The 26,608-nt window shown below is 71.8% G+C and carries 21 protein-coding genes, 1 tRNA gene and 1 riboswitch; of the genes, 4 read left to right on the forward strand and 18 right to left on the reverse strand.

All coding sequences use genetic code 11. From position 1 onward, the window contains the following. Positions 1-22: 22 nt before the first annotated feature. Positions 23-877, forward strand: coding sequence for a hypothetical protein (locus RI138_RS11750; RefSeq protein WP_096627011.1), 855 nt, complete (start codon positions 23-25; stop codon positions 875-877). A gap of 18 nt (positions 878-895) precedes the next feature. On the opposite strand, the gene RI138_RS11755 is transcribed toward RI138_RS11750, so the two are convergent. Further along, positions 896-1,213, reverse strand: coding sequence for a hypothetical protein (locus RI138_RS11755; protein ID WP_096627010.1), 318 nt, complete (start codon positions 1,211-1,213; stop codon positions 896-898). Positions 1,214-1,313: 100 nt separating this feature from the next. Here RI138_RS11755 and RI138_RS11760 point away from each other — a divergent pair, with 100 nt between their 5' ends. Beyond that, positions 1,314-1,544: a DUF4287 domain-containing protein gene (locus RI138_RS11760; protein ID WP_096627009.1), complete on the forward strand. Its 231-nt coding sequence runs from the start codon at positions 1,314-1,316 to the stop codon at positions 1,542-1,544. Between the two features lie 98 nt (positions 1,545-1,642). Here the strand turns inward: RI138_RS11760 and RI138_RS11765 are convergent, their stop codons facing one another. Together RI138_RS11765 and RI138_RS11770 are read right to left on the reverse strand one after the other, a co-directional pair. Beyond that, positions 1,643-2,524, reverse strand: a complete 882-nt coding sequence (locus RI138_RS11765) for a Bax inhibitor-1/YccA family protein (RefSeq protein WP_311119874.1) — start codon at positions 2,522-2,524, stop codon at positions 1,643-1,645. Between the two features lie 208 nt (positions 2,525-2,732). Continuing rightward, a tRNA-Leu gene (locus RI138_RS11770) sits at positions 2,733-2,818 on the reverse strand. Positions 2,819-3,407: 589 nt separating this feature from the next. Here RI138_RS11770 and RI138_RS11775 point away from each other — a divergent pair. Both RI138_RS11775 and RI138_RS11780 read left to right on the forward strand, forming a co-directional pair. Further along, complete coding sequence (locus RI138_RS11775) at positions 3,408-4,178, forward strand: ABC transporter ATP-binding protein (protein ID WP_096627007.1); 771 nt, start codon at positions 3,408-3,410, stop codon at positions 4,176-4,178. Between the two features lie 67 nt (positions 4,179-4,245). Beyond that, complete coding sequence (locus tag RI138_RS11780; protein WP_311119875.1) at positions 4,246-6,780, forward strand: ABC transporter permease; 2,535 nt, start codon at positions 4,246-4,248, stop codon at positions 6,778-6,780. A 105-nt stretch (positions 6,781-6,885) separates the two neighbouring features. Here the strand turns inward: RI138_RS11780 and RI138_RS11785 are convergent, their stop codons facing one another. From RI138_RS11785 to RI138_RS11855, 15 genes are all read right to left on the reverse strand, one after another. Beyond that, positions 6,886-8,229 carry a cyclopropane-fatty-acyl-phospholipid synthase family protein gene (locus tag RI138_RS11785; RefSeq protein WP_311119876.1) on the reverse strand — a complete coding sequence of 448 codons (1,344 nt, stop codon included), beginning with the start codon at positions 8,227-8,229 and terminating at the stop codon, positions 6,886-6,888. A 287-nt stretch (positions 8,230-8,516) separates the two neighbouring features. After that, positions 8,517-9,902, reverse strand: coding sequence for an NAD(P)/FAD-dependent oxidoreductase (locus RI138_RS11790; protein WP_030730565.1), 1,386 nt, complete (start codon positions 9,900-9,902; stop codon positions 8,517-8,519). Positions 9,903-10,276: 374 nt separating this feature from the next. Further along, entirely contained in the window at positions 10,277-11,221 is a 945-nt protein-coding gene (locus RI138_RS11795; protein ID WP_311119877.1) for a Ppx/GppA phosphatase family protein, read from the reverse strand. Continuing rightward, the gene (locus RI138_RS11800) at positions 11,218-11,757 is read right to left on the reverse strand and encodes a DUF501 domain-containing protein (protein ID WP_096627003.1); all 540 of its coding nucleotides are present in this window, start codon (positions 11,755-11,757) and stop codon (positions 11,218-11,220) included. Before RI138_RS11800 ends, RI138_RS11795 begins: the two co-directional genes overlap by 4 nt. Before the next feature lie 58 nt (positions 11,758-11,815). Then, a complete protein-coding gene (locus RI138_RS11805; protein WP_096627002.1) occupies positions 11,816-12,286 on the reverse strand; it encodes an FtsB family cell division protein in 471 nt (156 codons plus the stop codon). A 93-nt stretch (positions 12,287-12,379) separates the two neighbouring features. Further along, positions 12,380-13,660: a phosphopyruvate hydratase gene (eno, locus tag RI138_RS11810; RefSeq protein WP_096627001.1), complete on the reverse strand. Its 1,281-nt coding sequence runs from the start codon at positions 13,658-13,660 to the stop codon at positions 12,380-12,382. 357 nt (positions 13,661-14,017) lie between these two features. Next, a complete protein-coding gene (locus tag RI138_RS11815) occupies positions 14,018-14,713 on the reverse strand; it encodes a transglycosylase family protein (RefSeq protein ID WP_311119878.1) in 696 nt (231 codons plus the stop codon). A gap of 5 nt (positions 14,714-14,718) precedes the next feature. Beyond that, positions 14,719-14,873, reverse strand: a riboswitch (cyclic di-AMP (ydaO/yuaA leader). Between the two features lie 290 nt (positions 14,874-15,163). Continuing rightward, entirely contained in the window at positions 15,164-16,231 is a 1,068-nt protein-coding gene (locus RI138_RS11820) for a transglycosylase family protein (RefSeq protein WP_311119879.1), read from the reverse strand. 175 nt (positions 16,232-16,406) lie between these two features. After that, positions 16,407-17,708, reverse strand: coding sequence for a cytochrome P450 family protein (locus tag RI138_RS11825; protein WP_311119880.1), 1,302 nt, complete (start codon positions 17,706-17,708; stop codon positions 16,407-16,409). Further along, the gene (locus RI138_RS11830; RefSeq protein WP_311119881.1) at positions 17,705-20,095 is read right to left on the reverse strand and encodes a tetratricopeptide repeat protein; all 2,391 of its coding nucleotides are present in this window, start codon (positions 20,093-20,095) and stop codon (positions 17,705-17,707) included. Before RI138_RS11830 ends, RI138_RS11825 begins: the two co-directional genes overlap by 4 nt. Positions 20,096-20,136: 41 nt before the next feature. Next, positions 20,137-21,129, reverse strand: a complete 993-nt coding sequence (locus RI138_RS11835; RefSeq protein WP_096626997.1) for a nucleoside triphosphate pyrophosphohydrolase — start codon at positions 21,127-21,129, stop codon at positions 20,137-20,139. 52 nt (positions 21,130-21,181) lie between these two features. Then, the gene (locus RI138_RS11840) at positions 21,182-21,838 is read right to left on the reverse strand and encodes a SurA N-terminal domain-containing protein (protein WP_311119882.1); all 657 of its coding nucleotides are present in this window, start codon (positions 21,836-21,838) and stop codon (positions 21,182-21,184) included. Between the two features lie 141 nt (positions 21,839-21,979). Next, positions 21,980-23,620 carry a serine/threonine-protein kinase gene (locus tag RI138_RS11845; protein WP_311119883.1) on the reverse strand — a complete coding sequence of 547 codons (1,641 nt, stop codon included), beginning with the start codon at positions 23,618-23,620 and terminating at the stop codon, positions 21,980-21,982. Continuing rightward, positions 23,617-24,165, reverse strand: coding sequence for a hypothetical protein (locus tag RI138_RS11850; RefSeq protein ID WP_311119884.1), 549 nt, complete (start codon positions 24,163-24,165; stop codon positions 23,617-23,619). Before RI138_RS11850 ends, RI138_RS11845 begins: the two co-directional genes overlap by 4 nt. Positions 24,166-24,351: 186 nt before the next feature. Then, positions 24,352-26,598: an N-6 DNA methylase gene (locus tag RI138_RS11855; RefSeq protein ID WP_311119885.1), complete on the reverse strand. Its 2,247-nt coding sequence runs from the start codon at positions 26,596-26,598 to the stop codon at positions 24,352-24,354. Positions 26,599-26,608 lie beyond the last annotated feature (10 nt).

Genomic DNA, 26,608 nt, shown 5'->3' on the forward strand with positions numbered 1-26,608 from the left:
GAGCGCCATGTCATTTGCCCTGTTGCTGACCACCGCCGCTGCCACGGCCGTCGGCGCCGCCGCGCTGCACGCCGCTCACGGGCTGCGCAAGCAGGTCGCGGCCCTGCGTACCGAGCTGGCCGACGGCTACGCCCGGGCCGCCTCCGTGCCACCGCAGAGCCGCAGTACGGCCACCCCCGCCGAGGAGATACGCGCGGCGGTCGCCGAGGCGCTGGCCGAGGAGCGGGAGCGGGAGCTGGCCGAGGCGCGCGCCTTCTGGGCGGCCCAGGAGGCCCGTGACGCCGCCGACGCCCCGTCCCTGCTGGGCGGTCTGTCGGGCCTCGGTGAGGACACCGCCCCGTACTACCTGCCCCGGCAGGCCGACTTCGCCGGTCTGGAGTCCCTGGACCTCGAAGCGGCCGAGGCGATGGAGGAGCTGGTCGAGCTCAGCGAGCGCACCCTCGCGGAGCACGAGGCCGGTGAGCTGACCGACCTTCCCGAGATCGCCGAGTTCCCCGAGGACTCCCCCGAGCTGGCCGCGGCCCGCCGCCGCCACCCCTCGCACCCGGACTTCGTCCCCGTACAGACGCCCGTGGTCACCGACCACGAGCGCACCGTGAGCCGTCTCGAAGAGCTGGCCGACCTGGCGACCGAGCTGACCGATGTGCGTCCCGGCCCGCTGGGCACGCTCGATGTGTACGTCTTCGCCGACGGCACCACGCTCTGCATGACCCCCGGCCACCGCGAGACCGCCGAGCGGCTCTCCGAAGCGCTGCGGGCGGGTCGGCAGCCGGTCCTGCTGGGCGGCTCGGGCGTCTCCGGCGCCTATGCGCTGACCTTCTCCTGCGGCGAGGACAACGTCTACATCCTCGCGGACCGCGTCATCGCCTCGTTCTGACCGGACGGCTCGCGCTTCCTAGCGGAAAGCCCGCGCCGCCGCTTCCTCGACGTATCGCACGGCCTCGTCCAGCTCCTGGGACGGGGCCGTTTCCAGTGCCACGGCCAGGTCCCGCCCGGCGACGGCGAGTTGGTCGCCCACGACGAACATCCCGGCGTCCGGCAGCTCACGCGGCCCGGAGTCCGGGCTCTCCAGGCGCTGGGCCCGGGCGGCGAGTTCGCGGGCGGTGGCCAGGGCGTCGGCGGCCAGGCCGCGCCGGAGGCGGCTCTGCGGGGCCGAGCGCAGCCGGTCGGCGAAGCGGTCCACGGCCTGGATGAGGGGCGTCGTATCGAGCACTCCGCGACCCTACGCGCCCTCACGGCATGGTTGCCAACGGTCGTCCGCTCGGGCACGGTGTCGGGAAGGAACAGCTACGCGCACTGCGTCGGAGGCGCCGATGTCGCATGTCTTCTCCGAAGAAACCCATCGCAATCTGCTCGCCCGCATCCCTCAATGCACCGGTCGTGAGATCTCCGACTGGCTCCGGACCGTCGACGAAGGCCCCTCTCTCATCCGCTTCGAGGAGAAGGTCAGCTGGCTGCGCGGTGAGCACGAGCTCGCCTATGGCCACGCCAAGGCGATCATCCACGAGCACGACCTGAGGCGGGCCGCTCGCAAGCTGTTGTGAGCCGCGCGCCCCGGACACGGAAGGGCCCGCAGGCATCGTGCCTGCGGGCCCTTCCGGTGTTGCGGGTGTTACGGGTGGTGCGGGTCCTGCGCGGTGGGTCAGTCGTCGCCGCTGAGGATCGCGACCAGGCGCAGCATCTCGATGTAGATCCACACCAGGGTCACGGTGAGGCCGAAGGCCGCCAGCCAGGCCTCCTCGCGCGGAGCGCCGTACGCGATGCCGTCCTCGACCTGCTTGAAGTTGAGGGCGAGGATGCACGCGCCGATCACGATGGCCACGATGCCGAAGATGATGCCGAGCGCACCGCTGCGGAAGCCGAGGCCGTCACCGCCGCCGAACACGGCGAACAGCATGTTGACCATCATCAGCAGCATGAAGCCGATGGCGGCGGCCATCACGAAGCCGTAGAAGCGGCGCGTGACCCGGATCAGACCGGTGCGGTAGGCGATCAGCACACCGGCGAAGACCGCCATCGTGCCGAGCACCGCCTGCATCGCGGCACCGGGAGCGACGTAGACACTGACGATGTTGCTGACGATGCCGAGGAAGACACCCTCGAACGCCGCGTACGTCAGGATCAGCGCCGGCGAGGGCCGGCGCTTGAACGAGTTCACCAGCGACAGCACGAAGCCGATGAGCGCGGCGCCGATGGCCACGCCGTAGGCGCTGCCCAGGTTCGCCTGGTCGACCGGCATGACCCACCACGCGATGGCGGCGGCCACGATCACGGTGCCGAGCGTCATCGCCGTACGCGTCACCACGTCGTCGATGGTCATCGCGTCGGTGCGCGCGGGCGCCGGGGCGCCGGGCTGGGTGCCCTGTGCGTAAGGGTTGGTGGCGTACGGGTTTGCGGCGGTGCCCTGCGCGAACGGGTTGGTCCCCGCCGTGGCGGCCCCGGCCTGCGGCGCCGCGTTGAAGCTCGCGTGGCCGTTGTCGCGGCTGAACCCCCGTCGCGAGAAGACCGGGTTGCTGCTCCTCATCTCACTCCTCCATGGCCACACTGCATGGCCTCGCGACAAGAGTAATGGGTAGGCAAAAGAATGACCCTAGTGCCAGGGGAGGATCTTTGCGGCAGCCGTGCCGTCCCGGCCCCCAGGAAGCCGCCCGGCGCCCGGCGTACGGGGCCGGGGCCGCGATCACCTCATCGGTCACGGTCAGGGCCGTCCGGGTCACGCTCGGTGCGGTGCGTGGTGCCCGGAGCCGGACTCGAACCGGCACGCCCCCGAGGGGCAGCGAGGTTTAAGCTCGCCGTGTCTACGTTCCACCATCCGGGCGTGCCGCGCGGCTCCGCGTTGGCTACCGACCCTATCCGGGGGCGTCCCTCGATCAGCGGAACAGTGGCGCGATGTTGTCTTATTTTATTGACCGCTTGAGGGGTCGTCAGCACACCCGGCCGGGCCGCCCAGCGCCCGCGCCCGATCCCGGCCGGGCGACACGCCGTGTTGGGAATGACGGAAAGTCGCCGCACCCGTACGGCCCAATACGCCAGGTCCGCGCCAGGCTTCGCCAGGGTGTCCGCCACCCTCGGGTCCCGTGGCGCCCGGGGAGGCGCGCCATCCGCCCCGAGACCTCCTCCGGGCGCGTGCCCGGCCCACCGAGAGCGCCGGTCACCCTGCGTAGCCGTCGAGTGGCGGAAGCAGGACCCGGCGGGGTGGGGCTCCCCCGGGCTCAGGGTCGGTGTCATACCCCAGGAGGACGGATTCACCCCTGCGATGCGACTCAAGACGGCCACCGGAACGGGCTTCCGGAGTGACGCCCCGGCGCGATCGGGACGTAACGATGGAGTAAGTCCCCGGGCAGCGCCGTCAGCGCCCGCCCCGCACCTCGTGTGCCATCCGCATCACCCGAACCAGGAGCGTCCCTGTGACCACCACCCCCACCGTTCACCGCGCCACCGCGGTAGCCGCCCGCGCCACGGAGCTGTCGAAGGTCTACGGCCAGGGTGAGACGCAGGTCGTCGCCCTGGACCGGGTGACCGTGGACTTCCCGCAGGGCGAGTTCACCGCGATCATGGGCCCCTCGGGTTCCGGCAAGTCGACGCTGATGCACTGCGTCGCCGGTCTCGACAGCTTCAGCAGCGGTTCGGTCCGCATCGGCGACACCGAGCTCGGGACGCTGAAGGACAAGCAGCTCACCCAGCTGCGCCGGGACAAGATCGGCTTCATCTTCCAGGCGTTCAACCTGCTGCCGACGCTCACCGCGCTGGAGAACATCACCCTGCCGATGGACATCGCGGGCCGGAAGCCGGACGCCGCCTGGCTCCAGAAGGTCATCGACATGGTGGGGCTCTCCGAGCGGCTCAAGCACCGCCCGACCGAGCTCTCCGGCGGTCAGCAGCAGCGCGTCGCCGTGGCTCGTGCCCTGGCCTCGCAGCCCGAGATCATCTTCGGTGACGAGCCGACCGGAAACCTGGACTCCCGCTCCGGCGCCGAGGTCCTCGGCTTCCTGCGCAACTCCGTGCGCGAGCTGGGCCAGACCGTGGTGATGGTCACGCACGACCCGGTGGCCGCCTCCTACGCGGACCGGGTCATCTTCCTCGCGGACGGCGCGGTCGTCGACCAGATGATGCACCCCACCGCCGACGGAGTCCTCGACCGTATGAAGGCGTTCGACGCGAAGGGCCGCACCAGCTGACGCGTACGGCCCAGGGCCCGACCGCGTCCCCCTCCCCCTTCCGGAACCCATCCCAGGACACACAGACATGTTCCGTACCGCCCTGCGCAATGTGCTCGCGCACAAGGCCAGGCTGCTGATGACCGTGCTCGCCGTCATGCTCGGCGTAGCGTTCGTCTCCGGCACCCTGGTCTTCACCGACACCCTCGGCAACGCCTTCCGCAACCAGTCGGCCAAGAGCTACGACGACGTCGCCGTCGCCGTCTCGACCCACGCCGGCGGCCGCGACGACAAGACCCCCGGCCTCGACGAGGCCACCCTGGACAAGATCCGCGGCCTGGACGGCGTGGCCTCCGCCACCGGCCGGGTCAACGGCTTCGCCGGCGTCGCCGACCCGGACGGCAAGCTGATCGGCAACGGCTGGTCCAACACCGGCGGCAACTTCGCCCCCGGCAAGGACGGCAAGGACGGCGCGTACGACTTCACCCAGGGCACCGGCCCGGTGAAGAACGGTCAGATCGCGCTCGACAAGGACACCGCGGAGAAGGGCAAGTACCGCGTCGGCGACCCGGTGCGGGTCGCCACCAACGGCCCGGTGAAGGAGTACACCCTCTCCGGTGTCTTCACCACCGAGGACGGTGCGGTCAACGCGGGCGGCAGCCTCGTGCTGTTCGACACCCCGACCGCCCAGAAGCTCTACCTGAAGCCCGGCGTCTTCCAGGACGCCACCGTGACCGCCGCCGCGGGCACCTCCGACCAGAAGCTGCTGGACGAGATCCTGCCGCTGCTGCCCGAGGAGGCGACAGCGCAGACCGGCAAGGCGCTCGCCGACCAGCAGGCCGAGGACATCGAGAGCGGCCTCACCAGCCTCAACACCATGCTGCTGGCCTTCGCGGGCATCGCCCTGTTCGTCGGGGTCTTCCTCATCGCCAACACCTTCACCATGCTGGTCGCCCAGCGGACCCGTGAGCTGGCCCTGATGCGGGCCATCGGCGCCTCCCGCCGCCAGGTCAAGCGCTCGGTGCTGATCGAGGCCGCCGTCGTCGGCACGCTCGCCTCCGTCATCGGCTTCGCCCTCGGCCTCGGCCTCGCCACCGGCCTGCGCTCCGCCATGGGTCTCCTCGGCGGCAAGATCCCCGCCGGCCCGCTGGTCGTCTCGCCGACCGCCGTCATCTCCGCCCTCGCGGTCGGCATCCTGATCACCGTGCTGGCCGCCTGGCTGCCCGCCCGCCGGGCCGCGAAGATCGCCCCGGTGGCCGCGATGAGCAGCGTGCACGCCACGGCCTCCGTGAAGTCCCTGGTCGTACGGAACTCCATCGGCGGCGTGATCGCCCTGCTCGGCGCGGCGGGCATCGTCGGCGGCGCGGCCTCGGGCGGCACCTCGGGCCGTCAGCTGGTCGCGGCCGGGGCGTTCTTCGCCCTGATCGGCATCATCATCCTGATCCCGCTGCTGTCCCGTCCGGTCATCGCCCTCGTGCGGCCGCTGCTGAAGAAGCTGTTCGGCGTCTCCGGGAAGCTGGCCTCGCAGAACGCGGTCCGCAACCCGCGGCGTACCGGAGCCACGGCCTCCGCGCTGGCGATCGGACTGACCCTGGTCACCGGGATCTCGGTGCTCGGCGTCACCCTCGGCCAGGCCATCGACAAGATGACCACGGACAACATCAAGGCCGACTACATGGTCACGATGGCCAGTGGCGACTCGCTCGACCGGTCGGCGCTCACCGCCCTGGAGAAGGCCGACGGGGTCTCCGCGATCTCCCCGCAGCAGGCTGCCTGGTTCGAGGTCGACGGGGAGTTCCAGTCCGCCTCCGGCGTCAACCCGGGCGATGTGGAGAAGGTCTTCTCGCTGGAGACCGTCTCCGGTTCGCTGAGCTCGCTGAAGGACGGCCAGGTCGCGGTCGGCTCCAAGACCGCGAAGTCGAACGGCTGGAAGACCGGCGACACCCTCCCGGTGAAGTTCGACGACGACAAGAAGGGCGAGATCACGGTCGGGGCGGTCTACAAGGAGAACGACTTCCTGTCGACCTTCGTGATCCCCAAGGAGCTCGCCGACAAGCACAGCGCGTCCTCCCGCCCCGAGATCCGCGAGATCTGGATCAAGACGGACGGCGGCGCGAGCAAGGCCAACGAGCAGTCCATCGTGGACGCGCTCGGCGACAACCCGGCGATGAGCGTCATGGACCGGCAGGACATCCGTGACATGTTCGGCGGCTTCATCAACACCGCCCTGAACATCATGTACGGGCTGCTCGCCATGGCCCTGCTGATCGCGGTCCTCGGGGTCGTGAACACCCTCGCGATGTCGGTGTTCGAGCGGCAGCAGGAGATCGGCATGCTCCGCGCGATCGGTCTCGACCGCGGTCGTGTCAAGCGGATGATCCGTCTGGAAGCCGTCGTCATCTCGGTCTTCGGCGCGGTGATCGGGGTCGGCCTCGGGGTCTTCCTCGGCTGGGCGATCGGGCGGACGCTGTCCGCCGACATCCCCGGCTACGCCCTGGTCATCCCGTGGGACCGGCTCGCGCTCTTCCTGCTCCTCGCCGGACTGGTGGGCGTCCTCGCCTCGCTGTGGCCCGCCCGCAGCGCGGCGAAGCTCAACATGCTGACGGCGATCAAGACCGAGTAGGCGGGCGGCCCGAGGGCCGGGACGAGGGGACGACGAGGGGCCGGTGCACCGCTGGGAGAGCGGAGCACCGGCCCCTCGCCCGTACCGGAGGCGTACGCGTACGGGTCAGCCGCCCGTCCGCTCCGTCCAGGCGCGGGCGCGCAGCGGCGACCGGGAGCCGCCGCCCTCCAGCGGGCGCACCGCGAGGATCTGGTTGACGCCGATCTTGTTGTGCTCGAAGGAGAGCGCGGAGGCGGCCATGTAGAGGCGCCAGACCCTGGCCCGGCCCGGAGATGTGGCTGCCACCGCCCGCTCCCAGTGCCGCTCCAGGTTGGCCACCCACTGGCGCAGGGTCAGCGCGTAGTGCTCGCGCAGCGCCTCGACGTCCCGCGCCTCGAACCCGGCCTCCTCCAGGGTGGTCAGGGTGCGGCCGACCGGGGCCAGTTCGCCGTCGGGGAAGACGTAGGAGTCGATGAACGCGTCGATGCGGTAGGCGGCCTCGTCCTGCTCGGGGCGGCGGGCGATCTGGTGGTTCAGGAGGCGGCCGCCGGGCTTCAGGAGGGCGTAGAGGTCATCGGCGTACTCGCGGTAGCGGGCCGAGCCGACGTGCTCGGCCATGCCGATCGAGGAAATCGCGTCGTACGGTCCGGGTGGGGTATCCCCTGTTCGAGCGGAGCCGAGAGCTTGGGGAAGGACGTCCCGGTAGTCCTGGACGCGGATCTCGATCCGGTCGGTCAGGCCCTCCTCGGCGATGCGCTTGCGGGCGTGGGCGGCCTGTTCCCGGGAGAGGGTGACGCCGGTGACCCGCGCCCCGTACTCGCGGGCGGCGTGGATGGCCATCGAGCCCCAGCCGCAGCCGACGTCCAGAAGGCGGTCGCCCTCCTTCAGGGCGAGCTTGCGGCAGACCAGGTCGAGCTTGTCGCGCTGGGCGTCCTCCAGGGTTCCGCCGTCCTGCCAGTAGGCGCAGGAATAGACCATGGACGGGCCGAGGACCAGGGCGTAGAAGTCGTTGCCGACGTCGTAGTGGTGGCTGATGGCCTCCTTGTCGCGGCGTCTGGTGTGCAGCGGCCCGGTGCGGCGGCGCACCTCCTCGGCGGGCGGGGCGGGCGGCGGCCAGGGGCCCGCCAGCTGGAGGAGGCCGCGGGCGAAGGCGCGGGCGGCGGGGTCGCGGACCGGGTGGACGGTGCCCTTGGCGTCGGCGCCCCGGTCCCACAGGAGCCCGGCGATCCGGGCGAGCACTTCGTACAGATCGCCGTCGACGTCGATCTCCCCGGCCACCCAGGCACGGGCCAGGCCCAGTTCGCCCGGCTTCCACAGGAGCCGGCGCAGGGCACGGCGGTGCCGGATCACGAGCACGGGGGCCCCGGGCGGCCCCGATTCGCTGCCGTCCCAGGCCCGGATGCGGACCGGGAGGGGTTCCGAGAGCAGCTCCTCGGCGAGAGCGGTCAGCCGCGACGCGGCGTCGGCCATGGCGCACACCTCCGTGTGGTGTTTCCCCGATATGCACGTATCACGATGCGTAGGACATGCTCACTGCCTCGCCGCGACACGCCCCCCGGTGCCACGCGAGGTACATCTGCGTCAACTGTCTCCGTACGCTCCGTCATCCCGCTACCGGGCAACGAATCGGCAAAGCGTGTACGAACGGCACAGACAGCGCCCGGGAACGCCGAAGGGGCCGTCCGCACCACGGATGGCGGACGGCCCCTTCGGGCGTCGTACGGGTGTGCTCCTTGCGGAGCTGCCTCACCGGGAGGTCAGGAGGCCTTGGCCTTCTCGCCCTCGGGCTTGGCGGCGGCCGGAGCCGGGGCCGGCTTGGCGGCCTCGTAGAACTCCTCGCGCGGCGTCTCCATGGCGCCGAGCGAGACGACCTCGCGCTTGAGGAACATCGCCAGCGTCCAGTCGGCGAAGATCCGGATCTTGCGGTTCCAGGTCGGCATGGCCATGCCGTGGTAGCCGCGGTGCATGTACCAGGCGAGACGGCCCTTGAGCTTGATCTTCACCTTGCCCATGACGATCATCGCGACGCCCTTGTGCAGGCCGAGACCGGCGACCGCACCCTTGTTGGCGTGGCTGTACTCCTTCTGCGGGAAGCCCCGCATACCGGAGATCACGTTGTCGCCGAGGACCTTCGCCTGACGCAGCGCGTGCTGGGCGTTGGGCGGGCACCAGGCGTTCGGGTTGCCCGCGCGGCGGCCGACCATGTCCGGCACCTGGGCGTTGTCGCCCGCGGCCCAGATGTAGTCGGTGCCCTGCACCTGGAGCTTCTCGGAGGTGTCCACGTGACCACGGGGGCCGAGCGGCAGACCGAAGCGGGCGAGCGCCGGGTTCGGCTTCACACCGGCGGTCCACACGATGGTGCTGGAGTCGACCTCCAGGCCGTTCTTCAGGACCACGTGGCCGTCGACGCAGGAGTCCATCGAGGTGGAGAGGTAGATCTCCACACCGCGGCTCTCCAGGTGCTCCTTGCCGTAGGCGCCCAGCTTCGGGCCGACCTCGGGAAGGATCTTGTCGGCGGCGTCGACCAGGATGAAGCGCATGTCCTCGCGCTTCACGTTGGTGTAGTACTTCGCCGCGTCGCGGGCCATGTCCTCGACCTCGCCGATGGTCTCCGCACCGGCGAAGCCGCCGCCCACGAAGACGAACGTGAGCGCCTTGCGGCGGACGTCCTCGTCGGTCGTGGAGTCAGCCTTGTCCAGCTGCTCCAGGACGTGGTTGCGCAGGCCGATGGACTCCTCGATGCCCTTCATGCCGATGCCCTGCTCGGCGAGGCCGGGGATCGGGAAGGTACGGGAGACCGCGCCCATCGCGATGACCAGGTAGTCGAAGGGCAGCTCGTAGGCCTCGCCGACGAGCGGCGCGACCGTGGCGACCTTGCGGTCCTGGTCGATGGTCGTGACACGACCGGTGAGAACCTCAGCCTTGGGCAGCACGCGTCGCAGCGGGACGACGACATGCCGAGGCGAGATGCTGCCTGCGGCAGCTTCGGGGAGGAAGGGCTGGTACGTCATGTACGACCGCGGGTCGACGACCGTGACGGTCGCCTCTCCGTACCGCATCTTCTTCAGAATGCGACGAGCTGCGTACAGGCCTACGTACCCACCGCCTACAACGAGGATCCTGGGACGCTCCGTGGTGCTCATGCCATCGAGTATCCACCCCGCCCGGAGGGGGTGCTCGTGAGCCCCTTCACAAGGATTGAGTGGCCCTCTGCTACACTTCGCCGCCCACGTGACCCAGGTCATGGGCACAAAAGGGAACCACGACCCCGCGGAAGACGTTGTTCACCGCTTGTGAGCTGGCCCTTGGCCCTCCGGACCGGGTGAACCACCGCCCCCTTCCATGCGCGCGCAATGCGTACGGAACATGTCCGGAACCGTTCGTTACGGCCCTGCGGGCGACCCGTACGGCCCGCGAGAGGCCGAACTGCACCCGACAGGGCCGAATTCCTTGTGAAGAAGTTCACGAACTTCCTCGCGGCGCAGGTGGCCGAGCGGTTGAGAGCGGTCGGCCCGGGTCAGCCCGCCGCACTCCAGGCGATGCCGTCGAGGATGTCGTGCTCGCTGACGACGACCTCGTGGGCGCCGGTCCGCTCCATCACCGCGAGCAGGACGAGCGCCCCGGCCCCGATCACGTCGACCCGGCCCGGGTGCATCACGGGGATCGCGGCGCGCTCCTCGTGGGTCGACCGGAGCAGATGCTCGGTGATCGCGCGGACCTGGCCGCGGGTGATCCGGGAGTGGTGGATGGCCTCGGAGTCGTACTCCCCCAGCTCCAGCGCGATCCCGGCGACCGTGGTCACGGTGCCCGCGAGGCCGACGAGCGTCGCCGCCTCGGTGAGCGGCACGCTTCCGGCGGCGAGGTCGAGCGCGGCGTCCACGTCCGCACGGATCGCGGCGACCCGCTCGGGCGTCGGCGGGTCCACCACCGCCCCGTCCGCGACCAGGTGACGCTCGGTCATCCGGACGCAGCCGATGTCCACGGAGCGGGCCGCTGCCACCGTCTCGGAGCCGAGGACGAACTCGGTGGAGCCGCCACCGATGTCGACGACGAGATACGGCTTCGCCAGGTGGTCGCCGCCGGCCAGCTCCTTGGTCGCCCCGTCGAAGGAGAGCTGGGCCTCCTGGTCGCCGGTGATCACCTCGGGCTCGACGCCGAGGATGTCCAGGACACCGGCCACGAACGCGTCGCTGTTCTCGGCGTCCCGGGAGGCGGAGGTGGCGACGAAGCGGACGCGTTCCGCGCCCAGCTCCTTGATCACGGCGGCGTACTCCCGGCAGGCCGCGAACGTCCGCTCCAGCGCCTCGGGGGCGAGCCTGCCGGTCCGGTCGACACCCTGGCCCAGGCGGACGATCGTCATCCGCCGGTCCAGCTCGGTGAACGTGCCGGTCGCGGGGTCCGCGTCGGCGACGAGCAGCCGGATGGAGTTCGTACCGCAGTCGACGGCGGCGACCCGGGTCATGCGTCCGGCCCCTCGGAGTCGGTGCACGGGGTGACGCACGGGCCCTTGGCCCACCACTCCGGCAGCATCGCGATGGCCTCGTCGCCGAGCGGGTTCACCCCGGGCCCGGCCGCCAGCGAGTGGCCGACCAGGACGTGCAGGCACTTGACCCGGTCCGGCATGCCGCCCGCGCTCGGGAAGCCCTCCAGGACCTCGATGGCGTCGCGGCGGGTGATGTAGTCCTCGTGCGCGGCCCGGTAGGCCTCGGCCAGCTCCGGGTCGGTCTCCAGACGGGCCGTCATCTCCTTCATGACCCCGTTGGCCTCCAGCGTGCCGATCGCCGAGGCCGCCCGGGGGCAGGTCAGGTAGTACGTCGTCGGGAACGGCGTGCCGTCCTCCAGACGGGGCTGGGTCTCCACCACGTCCGGGTTGCCGCACGGACAGCGGTGCGCGATGGCGCGCAGGCCACGCGGCGGACGGCCGAGCTGCTGCTGGAACGCGGCGATGTCCGCGTCGGTGGGCTTGGTGGACTCGGTCTGCGGAGGGGGCGTTTCCATGCCTGCCTTGGTTCTGCTCGGAAGCTCGTCGGAGGGGAGGTCGGATGAAGTAGGTACGTCAGTCGCGGTCGGCGCTGTCCACGCCGTCCCAGAGGTTCGTGTGCCAGGGGCGGTCGTTCGCCCCCGGCTCGCCACGGCGGTCCTTCGCCGCGTCGGGGTCGGCCACGGTGTAGCCGGTCTCCCCGGGGAGTACGTAATGGAGGTGCTGGCGGGCCAGCCGCATGATGTACGCGTCGTCCTGGAGCCGCGCCTTCTCGTCCCGCAGCTCCTCGGTGCGCCGCTCCGCCTGCCGCGAGAGCCGCTCCTGCTCGGCGATCTCGTCGCGCTGGGAGACGTACTGCCGCATCGGGTAGGCGAGCGCCACCACCAGGGAGCAGACGATCAGCGCGAGGAACGCGGCCCGGCCGGTGAGCCGGGAGCGACGGGCCTGACGGCGGCTCTGCGAGCGGTACACGCGGGCCGCGGTCTGCTCGCCGAGCAGGCGCAGCCTGGTCGCGGTGGAGAACCGGTCGCGGTTCTTCCCGGCCATGTCTCCCGCCTCCCCGTTACGCACGTCCGTCCCCGCACACGGTACGGGACCGGGTGCGGGGACGGGCGGAGGCTACCGTCTCGGGGCTACGGGTCAGCCCTTGAAGCGCGGGAAGGCGGAGCGGCCCGCGTACACCGCGGCGTCGTCGAGGATCTCCTCGATGCGCAGCAGCTGGTTGTACTTGGCGACGCGGTCCGAGCGGGCCGGGGCACCGGTCTTGATCTGGCCGCAGTTCACGGCGACGGCGAGGTCGGCGATGGTGACGTCCTCGGTCTCGCCGGAGCGGTGCGACATCATGCACTTGAAGCCGTTGCGCTGGGCCAGCTCGACGGCGTCCAGGGTCTCGGTCAGCGAACCGATCTGGTTGACCTTGACGAGCAGGGCGTTGGCGGAGCCCTCCTCGATGCCACGGGCCAGGCGCTCCGGGTTGGTGACGAAGAGGTCGTCGCCGACGATCTGGACCCTGGAGCCGATGCGGTCGGTGATGATCTTCCAGCCCGCCCAGTCGTCCTCGTACAGCGGGTCCTCGATGGAGACCAGCGGGTACGCGGAGACGAGCTCCTCGTAGTACTCGGTCATCTCGGCGGCCGAGCGGGACTTGCCCTCGAACTCGTAGACGCCGTCCTTGTAGAACTCGGAGGCGGCCACGTCGAGCGCGAGCGCCACGTCACGGCCCGGGACGTAGCCGGCCTCCTTGATGGCCTCGACGATGAGGTCCAGGGCGGCGCGGTTGGACTCCAGGTTCGGGGCGAAGCCGCCCTCGTCGCCGAGTCCGGTGGACAGGCCCTTGGTCTTGAGGACCTTCTTCAGCGTGTGGTAGATCTCCGCACCCCAGCGCAGGGCCTCGGAGAAGGACTCCGCGCCGATCGGGGCGATCATGAACTCCTGGATGTCCACGTTGGAGTCGGCGTGCGAGCCGCCGTTCAGGATGTTCATCATCGGAACGGGCAGCAGGTGCGCGTTCGGGCCGCCGAGGTAGCGGAAGAGCGGCAGGTCGGACGCCTCGGAGGCGGCGTGGGCGACGGCCAGCGAGACGCCGAGGATGGCGTTCGCGCCGAGCGAGGCCTTGTTCTCGGTGGCGTCCAGGTCGAACATCGCCTGGTCGATGAGGCGCTGCTCGGTGGCGTCGTACCCGACGAGCTCCGGGCCGATCTGCTCGATGACGGCGAGGACGGCCTTCTCGACACCCTTGCCCTGGTAGCGGTTGGGGTCACCGTCGCGAAGCTCGATGGCCTCGAACGCACCGGTGGAGGCGCCGGACGGAACGGCAGCACGACCCGTACTGCCGTCGTCGAGGCCAACCTCGACCTCGACCGTGGGGTTCCCCCGGGAGTCGAGGATTTCCCTGGCTACGACGACGTCGATGGACGGCACGAGGCATCTCCTTCTGGGATATGACACTGGTTGTGCAGGGTCACTGTGGCCTTGCGACACGAGCCTAACCGGCCCGGCCGCGTGAGCCGGCCGACCGCCCGCCTCCTGGGACGAAAAAGGACCCAAGGACCCGCATGACGGGACAAAACTCCAAAAATCTACTGAGCAGTAACAAGTACTGCCGGCAAGCTGCCGACAAGAGGTGAACGCATCCGGCCCCTGGCGCACGCCGCACCCGCGCCCCGCACGCCCAAAGACCCCGGCCCGGCGCGCACGGGGGTGAGCGCGCCGGGCCGGGGAGCCGTGCGAGGGAGGGGGCCGCCGGACATCCTCCCTCCGGGGAGGAGAGACGGCGTTCTACTTCAGGTGGAGCTGCTGACCCGGGAAGATCAGGTCCGCGTCCTCGACGATGTCGTCGTTGAGCTTGAAGAGCTTGCTCCAGCCGCCCTTGACGTCTTCCTTCTCGGCGATGCTGCTCAGCGTGTCGCCGGGCTTGACCTCGTACTCGCCATCACCCTTCTTGACCTTCTCGCCGGTCGGGGTGGTGACGGTCTCCTTGCTCTCGGCCTTCTTCTCGGCCTGCGGAGCGGTGCGCTGCTCGCTGCGCGTGGTGGGCTGCTCGGCCTGGCGCTCGGGCTGCGCCTGGCCGGAGCCGGTGTTCACACCCGGGTCCACACCGTCGTTGGTGAGACCGCCCGCACCGGCGCAGGCCCAGGCGCCCGGGCCCTGCATGTCGAGGAGCTTCTCGGCGGTGGCGATCTGCTGGCCCTTGGTGGCCAGGTCGGCGCGCGGGGCGTACTGCGTACCTCCGGCGGCGGCCCAGCTGGACTGCGAGAACTGGAGCCCGCCGTAGTAGCCGTTGCCGGTGTTGATGGACCAGTTGCCGCCGGACTCGCACCGGGCGACGGCGTCCCAGGTCTCGACGGAGGCCGCGGAAGCGCTGGTCGCACCCATCAGCGGGACGGCGACGGCGGCACCGGCGACACCCGCGAGGGTGGCGAGACGGACGGCCTTGGACGGGCGGCGGTGCTTGCCCTTGCTGTTCAGCAGCATGGAACGAATCTCCTCACCGACGCCTACGAGGTGAGCTGTCGGGTTCGGGCTGATGAGTTGCCCGGTCGCGCGGCTCGCACGACTTCACCCCAAGCCGGTCCCGTACGGATCCGGCGGCCTACCTTGGTTCCCCCGCTCCTGCCTACGGCGCTTACGCGTCTGTTCCCCTCGACCGACGGCAGGATTCGGCGTGACGGTCGACGGGGCCCGCGGTGCGAGCGGTTCCGACCGTAAACACAGGCAACCCCGACATTCAAAGATGGACATAGGGGGCAATAAGCCCGAACTCGCCAGGAGCGGCAGACCGTTTCCGCAGGTCGGAGGCGATGCGTGCGGACGAGCCGGGCGAGCTGGGTCAGTTGAAGCAAAGAGACCCATGTCTCACTTACACAAAAGTGGACATAGGCCTCTGAACTGCCCGGGATTTCGGGGCGTTTTCCCGAATTTGAATCAGTTGGCGGCGGGCTCCCCCGCGGCCTCGGAAGCACCCTGCCCCAGCCCCACGTCCAGGCTCTGACCGGGGAGGATCAGGTCCGGGTCGGAGCCCAGGAGGTCCTTGTTGGCCTCGTACAGACCGGTCCAGCCCTGGGGAAGTTTCTGTGCGTCAGCAATCGCCCAGAGGTTGTCCCCGGGCTGCACGACGTAGTCACCGGCGGCCGCGCCGCCGTCCCGCACGTCGCCCTCGCCCCGCGAAGCGTGCCGGCCGGACTCACGGGGGCCGCCCCCGCCCGCGGCGTCGGCCTCCTCGGGCGCGGGGGCGCCCCGGTGCTTGCCGCCGGCCTCGCGCTCGTCGCCCGTCGAGGCGTCGGGGGCGGTGGAGGGCTCCGAGGCGTCGGGCACCTCGGACGCCGGCGGGGCGGAAGGGGTCGTCGAGGGGGCGGGGTCACCGCTCTCCTCCCCCGCACCGCCGTCGCCGTCACCCTTGGCGGCGTCGCCCGCACCGGCGGACGCATCAGGCGTATCGCCCTTACTTCCCTTATTGCCCTTGTCGTCCTTGTCGTCCCCGTCGCCCCTGCCGCTTCCATCAGCCTGGTCGACCGTGTTCGATTCACCCGTCTCGCCGGATGCGTCCGTCCCGTCGGTCGGGGCTGACGTCGGCTCACCCGAGGGCGCGGTGCCCGGGTCGACTCCCGGCAGGCTGCCGTCCACCGCGAGGCCAGAGATCACCGCGCAGCTCGGCCAGGCCTTCGCCCCCTGGTCGTCCAGGACCTTCTCGGCGACGGCGATCTGCTGCGAGCGACTGGCGAGGTCGGCCCGGGGCGCGTACGTGGTGCCGCCGTACGCCGACCAGGTCTCCTGCGAGAACTGGAGCCCGCCGTAGTAGCCGTTGCCGAGATCGGCGCTCCACATGCCGCCGCTCTCGCACTCCGCGACCCGGTCCCAGGTGGCGGACTCGGCCGCGTGTGCGCCGCTCGCGCCGAGCAGCGGGATGGCGATGGCCGATCCCGTGACGCCTGCGGCGACGACGATGGCGGGTGCCTGGCGAGGGCGGCGGTGTCTGCCGTTCGCGGAGCCCATGGGTATGCCTTCCGTGCGACTGACAAGCGAGTGACTTGAGCACCGCGCCGCGGGAATCCGCGCATGCACGGTGCGCAAGTGACGCGTGGGCAACATGCGACCGACGCGTCGAACCGTGAACCTAGCGGGACTCGAACGCATGTCACAAGTCGATGCAGCGCAGATCACGTGAAAGTCACAGAGTTGACAGCGAGTCACTTTTTCCGAGACGGCTTCCGGGCTCGAACTCGACCGGGAGAGTCCGCAGTCCACGCATGATCAGGCCGCCACGCCAACGCAAATCGGCAGGTTCCGCCGCAAGTCGCAGGCCAGGAAGCCGCTTCAGCAGCGTGGCCAGTGCGGCCTGGCCCTCCAGCCGGGCCAGCGGCGCTCCCAGACAGTAGTGGATGCCGTGCCCGTAACCGAGGTGCTGATTGTCACTCCGCGCGAGGTCCAGAGTGTCCGGTTCCGCGAACCGCTCCGGGTCCCGGTCGGCGGCCGCCAGCACCACCAGTACGGGATCTCCGGCGGCGATCTCCTGCCCGCCCAGGGTCAGCGCCTCGGTGGCGTACCGCCAGGTCGCGAGCTCCACCGGCCCGTCGAACCGGAGCAGTTCCTCGATCCCGGTGGCCAGCAGTCCGCTCTCCCCCGCGTCCAGGGAGGCTTCCAGCCGGGCGCGCTGCTCGGGGTGGCGCAGCAGGGCGTAGGTGCCGTTCCCGATGAGGTTGACCGTCGTCTCGAACCCGGCGAAGAGAAGGATGAACGCCATCGCCGCGGCCTCGTTCTCCGTGAGGTGCTCGCCGTGGTCGCTGGCCCGGATCAGCCCGGAGATCAGGTCGTCGCCCGGATTCTCCCTTTTACGGTGGATGAGTTCGGCGAGATAGCCGCGCATCTTCTTCACCGACCGCGCCACCCCGCCACGCGGACCGCCGCCGTGCCGGATCATCATGCCCGCCCAGTCCCGGAAGTCGTCCTGGTCCTCGCGCGGGACGCCGAGCAGATCGCAGATGGCGTAGATGGGGAGCGGGAAGGCGAAGTCATGGATCAGATCGGCCTCCCCCTTCTCGACGAAGTCGTCGATGAGCCGGTCCGTCAGCTCCTGCACCCGGGGAGCGAACTCCGCGACCCGGCGCGGGGTGAACGCCTTGGACACGAGCCGGCGCAGCCGGGTGTGGTCCGGCGGGTCGATGTTCAGCAGATGCGTCATCAGGTCCGCTTTGCGCTCGCCCGGAATGCCCGTCTTCCCCTTGGCGTGCGGCGACTCGGCGTGGTGCGCCGGGTTCTTGGACAGCCGCGCGTCGGCGAGCGCCTGCCGGGCGTCCCCGTACCGCGTCACGAGCCACGCCTCGACCCCGCTGGGCAGCGCGGTCCGGTGTACGGGGCTGTGCTCGCGGAGCCAGGCGTAGGCGGGGTAGGGGTCGGTGGCGAACTCCCAGGTGAAGAGTTCGGGGGCACCTTCGGGGGAAGCGGCATGGGGGCAGGCGGGGCTGTCGTTCACTCCTTGACGGTATCCGGAGTCCCGCCGGTGGAGCCGTCGAGCCGGGGGCCACCGCCCCGCGCCGCCTTGAGGTCGGCCAACTCGCGCTCGGCGTAGTGATGGCCCACCTCCTTGGCCTTGCGGAACCATTCCTCGGCCTCGCCGTACCGCTTCTCCGCCGTCAGGGAGCGCCCGAGGAGGTAGGCCGCGGCGTAGTCACCCAGTTCGTGGGCCTTCGCGAACCACTTCCGGGCCTCTTCCGGTTCGCCCCGTTCATCCAGGAGCAGGCCGAAGTTGCTGGCCCCGGTGGCATCCCCCTGTTCGGCGGACTGCTGGAACAGGAGGGCCGCCTCCTCCGTCTCACCGCGCTGCTCCAGGGCCAGGCCGAGATCGTTGACCGCCTGGCTGTCCCCCTCTCGCACCGCGATCCGGTGCCATCGCACCGACTCCTCGTAATCGCCCCAGGAGTAGTACAGCGAGCCGATGCGTGAGGCGACGTCCTTCACCCGGCCCCACTCGGCGGCCCTCTGGTACCAGTGCAGGGCCAACTGGTGGTCCCCGTCGCCCCGGAGCAGGTCGCCCAGCCAGAACGCGGAGACCGCGTCACCGCTCTCCGCCGCCGCCCGCAGCCAGTGCTCCGACCGCTGGGCGAGGGCGATGCCCAGCAGCCGCTGAGCCTCGACGTTCCCGCTCTCCGCGGCCTCCTCCAGATACGGGGTCGCGGCCGCCAGGTCCTCCCGGTCGAACAGCAGACTCCCCAGCCGGCCCGCGGCCTCGGTGCTGCCCGCCTCCGCGGCCCGGCGGAACCAGACCCCGGCGGCCGCGTCGTCCCCGTACTCCTCCTCGATGCGGCCGAGGGTCAGCAGCGCCTCCGGGTCCCTGTCCGCCTGCGGCCCCAGGACGGCGCGGGCGGATTCGAGGACGACGTCCACCGCGGGCGACGCGGCGTCCTCGCGCGCCACCGCCTCGAAAGCGCGCGGCCACAGCTCCAGCGGAACAGGGCCGAAACCCGGCAGACCGTCCCGTGCGTCCTCGATCAGGGAGCCGTACACCCGCCAGGTGCCGCCCTCCGCGCCGGGCACGAGCATGCCCGTGACACCGTGACGGATACCGGACGCCCAGGCGAGGGCCTGATCGAAGTCCTCGTGCGGGGCGCCCGGGACCGCGTTCTCGTAGAGGTCGCTCGCCGCGCGCAGCACGTCCACCGGGACCGCCGCCTCGACCCCGCAGCGCGCCAGGTCGATCGCGGCGAGCACGAGGCGGTGGCCGAGCGGGTGCGCGTTCGCCCGACGGGCCCGCCGCCACTCGCCCAGGAGTTCCGGCCCGACCGTGAGGTACGCGGGGGTGCTGTGCCGGGTGCGATGTGTGTACGCGCCCGCCAGGCGAAGGTCGTCGCGGGCGGCGGCCGCGAGCCGTTCCTGCTCGGCCGGGGACCATTCCGTGCTCAGCTCGACGGGTTCCACGCCGCTCAGGAGCCGGGCGTGCGCTGGGCTGCCGAAGCGGTGGGCGTCGTACGCCTCGTCACTCATGGTGGCGAGCACCGGGACGCGCAGGCGGACGAGTTCGGCGAGGAGGGCGGCGGTCAGCCCGTGCTCGCCGAGGTGGCCGTCCAGGTCGTCGAGCCAGAGCACGCACTCCGCGCCGCCCCGGGCGCGCAGCACGGCGGGCAGCTGGCGCAGATCCGTGCCCGGCACCGGGGTGAGGACTCTCGTCGTGCCGGAGAGATTGGTGAACAGCGCGGACCAGAGCGTCCTGGTCCTCCCGGAGAGAGGCTCACCGGTCACCAGCACCAGCCCGCCGTTCCGCGCCGCCGTCCGGACCTGGGCCTCCAGTCCGGGGTCGCAGTCCCGTACCACGTACCGCGGCAGGGGCGGTTCGTCGGCGATACGGCGCGGGCGGCGCACGCCGAGGTCGATCGGGTCGGCCAGGTCCAGCTGCGGCCAGTCGGTGACCGGGGGCAGGCCGGAGTGCGGCGGCTGTCCGTAGTAGGTGTGCATGCCGCCGGTGACGGTCCCGGCCTGGATCACCGGTTCGTGGAAGGTGCCGCCGGAGACGGCGTTGCGCGTGGAGGTGACGCCTACGGCGGGTGAGGGCTCCCGCTCGGCGGGCCACCGCGCCACGACCTCACGAGCGCGGCGCAGCTCCGCCGTTCTGCGGTCCTCAAGTATCCGACGCAGTCGCCCGGTCTCCTCCGGGTGCTCGTTCCCCATTCTCTGGAGCATCGCCCTGACCCTGCGTCGGGTGGCGGACCTCTGGAGCGAGGTGTCCCCCAGGCGCTGCCACTCCCGGACCTGGCGGAGAAAGTCCCCGAGCGGTGCGCTCACCCCGGCGGGCTCCTCGCGCCACCACTCGGCGTCCAGCGTCGCCCCCATCAAGGCGTCCGTCAGCGCCTCCAGTTCAGCGTCCACACCCGTTCCCCGCCCCTCGTAAAGCCCCTGCTGCCACGGTACTAACCCGCCTCGCCCTCCGCCGCCACGATCGCGTCCCGGTAGGCGCGGGCCGCCGCGCGGAGGGCGGCCTCCGGGTCGGCGCCGTCCGCCTCGGCGCGCACGGCGAGGGCGAGGAGCTCGTAGCCGATGGTGTCGCCGACGGGCAGGGGAACCGTGAGTCCCGCGGTACGGACACGGCTCGCGAGCTTCGCGGCGAGGGCCAGGCCGGGCTGTCCGAGGGGGACGCCTTCGGTGACCGAGGTGCGCTGCTTCTCGATCGCCTTGGTGCGCAGCCAGTGCGCGTGGACGTCCTCCGGGGTCTCGGCGCTCTCGTCGCCGAAGACGTGCGGGTGGCGGTGGATCAGCTTCTCGACGAGGCCGCCCGCGACATCGTCCACGTCGAACGGTTCCTCGGGATGCTCCTCGGCGATGCGCGCGTGGAAGACGACCTGGAGGAGGACGTCACCGAGCTCCTCGCGCAGTTCGTCCCGGTCGCCGTCCTCGATCGCCTCGACCAGTTCGTACGCCTCCTCGATCGCGTACTTGGCGAGGCCCTTGTGCGTCTTCCGTGAGGTCCAGGGGCACGCGCGGCGGATTCGGTCCATGACCTGGACCAGGTCCAGAAGGCGGGCGCCGGGCAGGTCGTACGAGCCGGGGAGCAGCTCCAGGTCCGGCATGGCCACCCGGCCCGATCCGCCGAGCCGGGCCAGGCCGTCGGTCAGACGGCTGTCGCCCTCGCCGCCGACCAGGACGACCACGCTCCGCCCGCCCGCGCAGGCGGCGACCAGCTCGTCGGCGGAGGGGGCGGCCTGCTCGACGCGGACGCCCGCCTCGCGCAGGTAGGGCAGTTGGGGCTGGTCCGGGTCGGTGCACAGGACCCGGTCGGCCGCGTGCAGGGTCTGCCAGGCGGGCCAGGACAGCAGCCCGGGGGCGACCCGGTGGCTGGCGGTGAGCAGGACGATACGGCCGGTGTCGGGCGAGCTGTCGGGGGCGGCGGGGGCTTCGGCGTTCACCCTGCGAACCTACCCCGGGCTCCCGGGCCCCGGCGGACGGCTCCGCGTCGGCTCAGGCGCCCGCCTGGGGGTCCTGCGGGGCGAACGTGGTGACCTGGCTGATCCAGGGCGCGCTGTAGTTGCCGAGCTGCATCTTCTGGTCGTCCCAGGTGCCGAAGCGCGGGTTGACGTCGATGTCGAGCGCCTTTGACGCCTTGGTCAGCGCCTCGCCGACGACCTGCTGCCCGGCAGGCGTTCCGAGGTCCGCGCCGAGCGCCTCGGCGAGCTTCGGGAGCTGGACCTCCTGGCGCATGTCGGCGTCGATCTGGTCCGGGGCGACCCAGCGCTGCTGGAGCATCATCGCCCGGAGCTGCTCCTCGCCGCCGTACTGCGCGCGGTTGGCGAGCCGCATCTCCTGGATCTCCTTGCGGGTGACCGTGACGCCGGCGTCCTCGGCGGCCCGGTCCAGAATGCGGCTGAAGATCAGCCCGTGCAGCTTGGCGCGGTTGAGCTGGCCCGACTTGTTCACCAGCTGGACGGCCTGCGGGGAGCTCTCCTGGGCGCTGCGGACGTCCGCCGCCTGGGCCTGGACCGCCGACACCTCGATGCGCTCGCCGCCCACGACGGCCGCGGCGCCGGGGTGGGCCTGGTTGCCGCAGGCCGAAAGGAGCGGCGCGGCGACGAGTGTTGCGGCGAGGATGGAGAGCGCGGTGCGATGACGGCGGTGCAAAGGAGCCTCCCGGGGAGAGTTTGTGCATCGGTGCACAAAGCCTTGCGGTGATCGATGTTAGGCAGTGGATGTGGCCTGTGCCACTGATTCGACCAACGATTCGGGAGGAGTTGGGGATGTGGCCGGGGACGGGTGCCGCCCTCAGCCGCCGCGGACGTCCCGCTGGTGGCTGAGGAGGCGGCGCAGGTCCGCCGGCAGCGGGTGGTGCGGCCCGTAGGTGCGCTCGGCGTCGTACAGGAGCGACTGGAGCTGGGCCCGGCCCGCCGTGTGGTCGCCGACCGCCAGGAGCAGCTGTCCGATGCGATGCCGGATGTCGAGGGCCCGGCCGGGGTCGGAGGTGGCGCCCCCGTAGGCGTTCTCGTAGTACGGGAGTACCGCGCGGTACTCCCCGAGCGCGGCCACGGATTCGCCGAGCTGTTCGAGGCACTGGGCGGCGTCGTAGCGGAACTGGAGGACCTGGGCGTCGGCGGGGCCCGCCTCGGCGGCGCGGTCCTCGGTGAGGCGGCGCAGCTCGGGCAGAGCGCGGCGGTACTGCCCGTCGTCCATCAGCGTCGCGGCGTACTGCTTGCGCAGGATACGGACGACCGGTGAGTGCTCGCCGTGCTCGGCGGCGGCGGCCGGGAGGGTCGCGCCGAGGATGTCCACCGCCTGCGTGATCCGCCCCTCGCCGAGCAGCCGCTTCACCTCGTCCACGGCGCGCGCCACGTCCGGCCGGGCGGGCTGCGGTACGGGGGTGGGCTGCGGTACGGGGGTGGGTTGCGCGGGTGATCCGAAGGCGACCGGGGACGGGGTCGGGGCGGGCGACGCGCCGGTGAAGGACGTGGGCGCGGGGGTGGCAGCGGGCGCCATAGCGGCCGCCGCGGCGGCCCGGTCCGGCCACGGGGCGTGCGGCCGCAGGAACGGGCGGGTCGGGTCGAGCGGCCCGGCGGGAGCCCCGTGCTTCGGCAGCAGCGGGGCCAGCTCCTCGTACACCTCCTGCGCGGAGGCGGGCCGGGCCTGCGGGTCCTTGGCGAGCAGCCGCAGCACGAGCGCCTCCAGCGCGGCGGGGATCTCGGGGCGGGCGCGGCGGACCGGGACCGGCGGTTCGTAGAGGTGGCGGTGCAGGACGCCGAGCGCGGTGGACCCGGCGAACGGCACGTCGCCGCTGAGCAGTTCGTGCAGCAGCACTCCCAGTGCGTACAGGTCGGTGTACGGGCCGACCGCGCCCCCCATCGCCTGCTCGGGGGCCATATAGGCCGGGGAGCCGATCGGTGAACCGGTGTGCGTGAGGCGGGTGGTGTCCGTGTCGAGGACGGACGCGACACCGAGGTCGAGCACGGTGACGGTGCCGTCGGGGCGGACCATCACGTTCCGGGGCTTGAGGTCGCGGTGGACGATCGGCACGGCGTGCACCGCGCAGAGGACGGCACAGAGCTGGGCGGCGACCGCGACGGCCCAGGGCCAGGGGTACGGGTCCTGTTCGGCCAGGTGGTCGGCGAGGTCGGCGCCCTCGACGTACTGCATGACGAGGTAGAGGTCCTCGCTGTCGCTGCCCGCGTCGTGCACGGTGACCAGGCCCGGGTGGTCGACCTGCGCGGTGACCCGGCACTCGCGGACGAACCGGCGGCGCAGTTCGTCGGCCGCGTCGCTGCCGGTGGGCCCGGCGACCCGGTCGGGGCGCAGCAGCTTCACGGCGACGCGGCGGTCCAGCCGCCGGTCGTACGCCGTCCACACCTGGCCCATGCCGCCCTGGCCGAGGATGGTCGCGAGCTCGTACCGGTCGGCGATGATCCGCCCGCTCACCGACCCTCGCCCTCCTTGCGGAGGTAGTCGCTCAGCTCGTCCAGCTCGGCCCGCACCTGGTCGAGGCGCCGGGGCGCGGGGGCGGGCGGCGGGGCCTGGACGGTGTACGGGTTGGGCTGCTGGTACGCGGGGTGCACGGGGTGCACGGGCGACACGGATTGCACGGGTTGCACGGGGCCGCTGTAGGGCTGCGGGGTGCTGTAGTGGCGGATTTCCGCGTACAGGTAGTAGGCGACAACTCCGGCCAGCACGCCGACGAGCCAGAAGAAAAGGATCAGCGCCTGGGCGTCCGTCATCTCGTCGGGGTCGTCCGGGGTGGCCATGATGAAGGCGAACAGCCCGGCGTTGAGGACGACCACGACCGCCAGCAGAACCCAGTCGCGCGGCCTGCGGGTGACGATCGCGAGCCGCAGCATCGCCGCCCAGCCCAGCAGACCGCAGCTCAGGACGGTCACGACGACAAGGATCACGCGCACCGCGACGAGCGTCCCCGAGGACGGCCGGGGCGTCGGCGGCTGCTGCGGCGGATAGCCGTAGCCGTGCATGTGCTGCTCCTGGGGGCGTATGTCGGACGTGTGCAGTGAGCGTATACACCGACACCGACAGGCCGTCCCCGGATGTACCCAACCGTTGTGCACGAGCGGTGTGCACGAGCGTGTGCCGAGCAGTGTGCGCCAGCGCCGCACACGGGCGGTGTACACGAGGGCCGCGCACGAGCTGTGCGCCGGGCCTCAGCCCGGCGCGACCGTGCCGTCCGTCAGGCCGTCGTACATCCCCTGGACCAGCAGCCCGCCGAGCCGCCCCGCCGTCCGCAGTGCGTCCTCGAAGGCGGCCAGGGCGCGGAACCGCTCCCCGTACCGCTGCTGTTCGGCCAGCGGCAGCCGGGGCAGCTGGAGGCGTCGGGCGTCCAGCCGGGCGGCGGTGGAGGCATAGCTGCTGGCCTGTCGGTTGTTGGCGGTGCCGCGCAGGAACCCGGCGAGGAACCACGGGTCGAGGGCGGCCGGATCGGGCCGCAGCAGCTGGAGGTTGCGGCCCAGGGCTGCGCCCGCGTCGGCCTCGTCGACGACCCGGACGACGGCCCCGCCGCCGAGCACGGGCACGACGACGTCACCGGGTTCGAGCAGGACGGGTTCGTCGGGGGCGGAGGGCGTTGCGGGGGCGGAGGGCGTTGCGGGGTCGACGGTTCCGGTTCCGGTTCCGGCGGGGGCGGCCGGGGTTCCGGTGAGGACGTCGTGCTCAGTGAGGACGGGCCCCCCGCCGCCGCCCGGGAAGGCATTGCCGGTGCGCAGCGACAGCGCCCCGGCGCGGGCGAGTTCGCCGACGGTGGTCAGCGGGCGGCGGGCGGGGGCCGAGGGCTCGGCGGGCGGTGGAGTGAGGCGCGCGGTCAGCCGGAGCGTCTCGGCGAGCTGCTCCCGTACCTCTCCGAGTCCGGACGCGCCTCCGGGCGCGGGCCGTGGCAGATGGCGGGCCGGGGTCAGGTCCACATCGTCGTCGAGGAGGGCGACCACGGGCACGACGCGGCTGACGCCCGGAAGGTCCGCCCGGTCGCGCCAGGCGTCGAGCACGGCGGTGTGCACGGCGGGCCAGTCGAGCCGGTCGCGCCCACCGCCGCCCACCGCCTTGCCGGGCCCGGCGCCCGGGTCAGCGGCGGAGCCCGCGGGGTCGGCGGTGTCGACCAGGAGCAGGTCCGCACCGGCCCGGACGTCGGCCTCCGGCCTGCGCAGGACCCAGAGGTGGAGCGGAATGCCGTACGGGGGCGCCGCCCCGGCCGGGAGGGCGATCACCGCGCGGAGGGCTCCCCGGCGCAGGAGATCGGCGCGGATGCGGCGGCCGGAGCGCCGGGAGGCGGCGGCGGGCGGCATCAGCAGGACGGCGGTGCCGCCGTCGCGCAGGCGGGCCAGGGCGTGCTGGACCCAGGCGAGTTCGGACTCGGTGCGGGCGGGGAAGCCGTACTCCCAGCGCGGGTCGTAGGCCAGTTCGTCGTGGCCCCAGTTGCGTTCGTTGAAGGGCGGGTGGCAGAGCACCGTGTCGGCGGCGAGCCCGGGGAACGCGTCGGCGCGCAGGGTGTCGCCGGTGCGCACGACCCGGGCAGGGGCGTCCCCCCCGGGACCGTCGCCGTACAGCACCAGGCGCAGCGCGGTCAGGGCGGCGAGGGCGGGGTCGGCCTCCTGGGCGTACAAGGCCGCGGGGCCGTCGACCGCGCGGAGCAGGGCGCCGGTCCCGGCAGCCGGGTCGAGGACCGTACGGACGGACTGCCTGCCGCCGGGAGCCCGCCCCGGTTCCTTCGCGGGGGTGGCCAGGGCGGCCATCAGCGCGGCGAGATGCGGCGGAGTCAGCGTGTACTGACGGGGGTTGGCGTCGAGCTGCCGCCCGAGCAGGAACTCGAAGACCTGCCCCGCCCCGATCCCGGCGGCCAGTTCGGCGGCCGCGCGCAGGAGCGGTACGGACGGCAGGAGGGCGCTCGCGGTGGGGATCTGAACAACACGGTCTGTGTGAACAACACGGTCAGTGTGAACAACACGGTCGGTATGCACAGCACGGTCAGTGTGCACAGCACGGTCGGCCTCGGGCTCCGGAGCGGCCGGGCCGAGGCGGTCCGCGAGGACGTGCTCCAGGGCGTGCGGCAGGAGGGCGGCCATCCGCTCGTCGGGGGCGGCGGTGAGCTCCAGCCAGGCGGTGGGCCGGTCACGGACGAGCAGCAGGGCGCAGCCGGTGTGGATCAGTGCCTCGACGGCCCCTGCCGGGTGTCCGGCCGCCTGCTGCCAGACCCGCTCGCGGAGGGGGACCTCAGCAAGTTTCCCCTGGTCGCGCAGCCACTGCTCGACCTCGGGCAGCGAGAAGGACGGACTGGCGCCGGTGCCACCGACGGGCTGGGGGAAATCGGCGTGGCGGCGGCGCCAGTTACTGACGGCGGCACGCCCCACCCCCGCGAGCCGCGCGATCCCGGCCGCGGTGACCTCGGTCGAGTTCTCCGGCACTGGCTCTCTC

The sequence above is a fragment of the Streptomyces durocortorensis genome, from assembly GCF_031760065.1.
Lineage (GTDB): Bacteria > Actinomycetota > Actinomycetes > Streptomycetales > Streptomycetaceae > Streptomyces.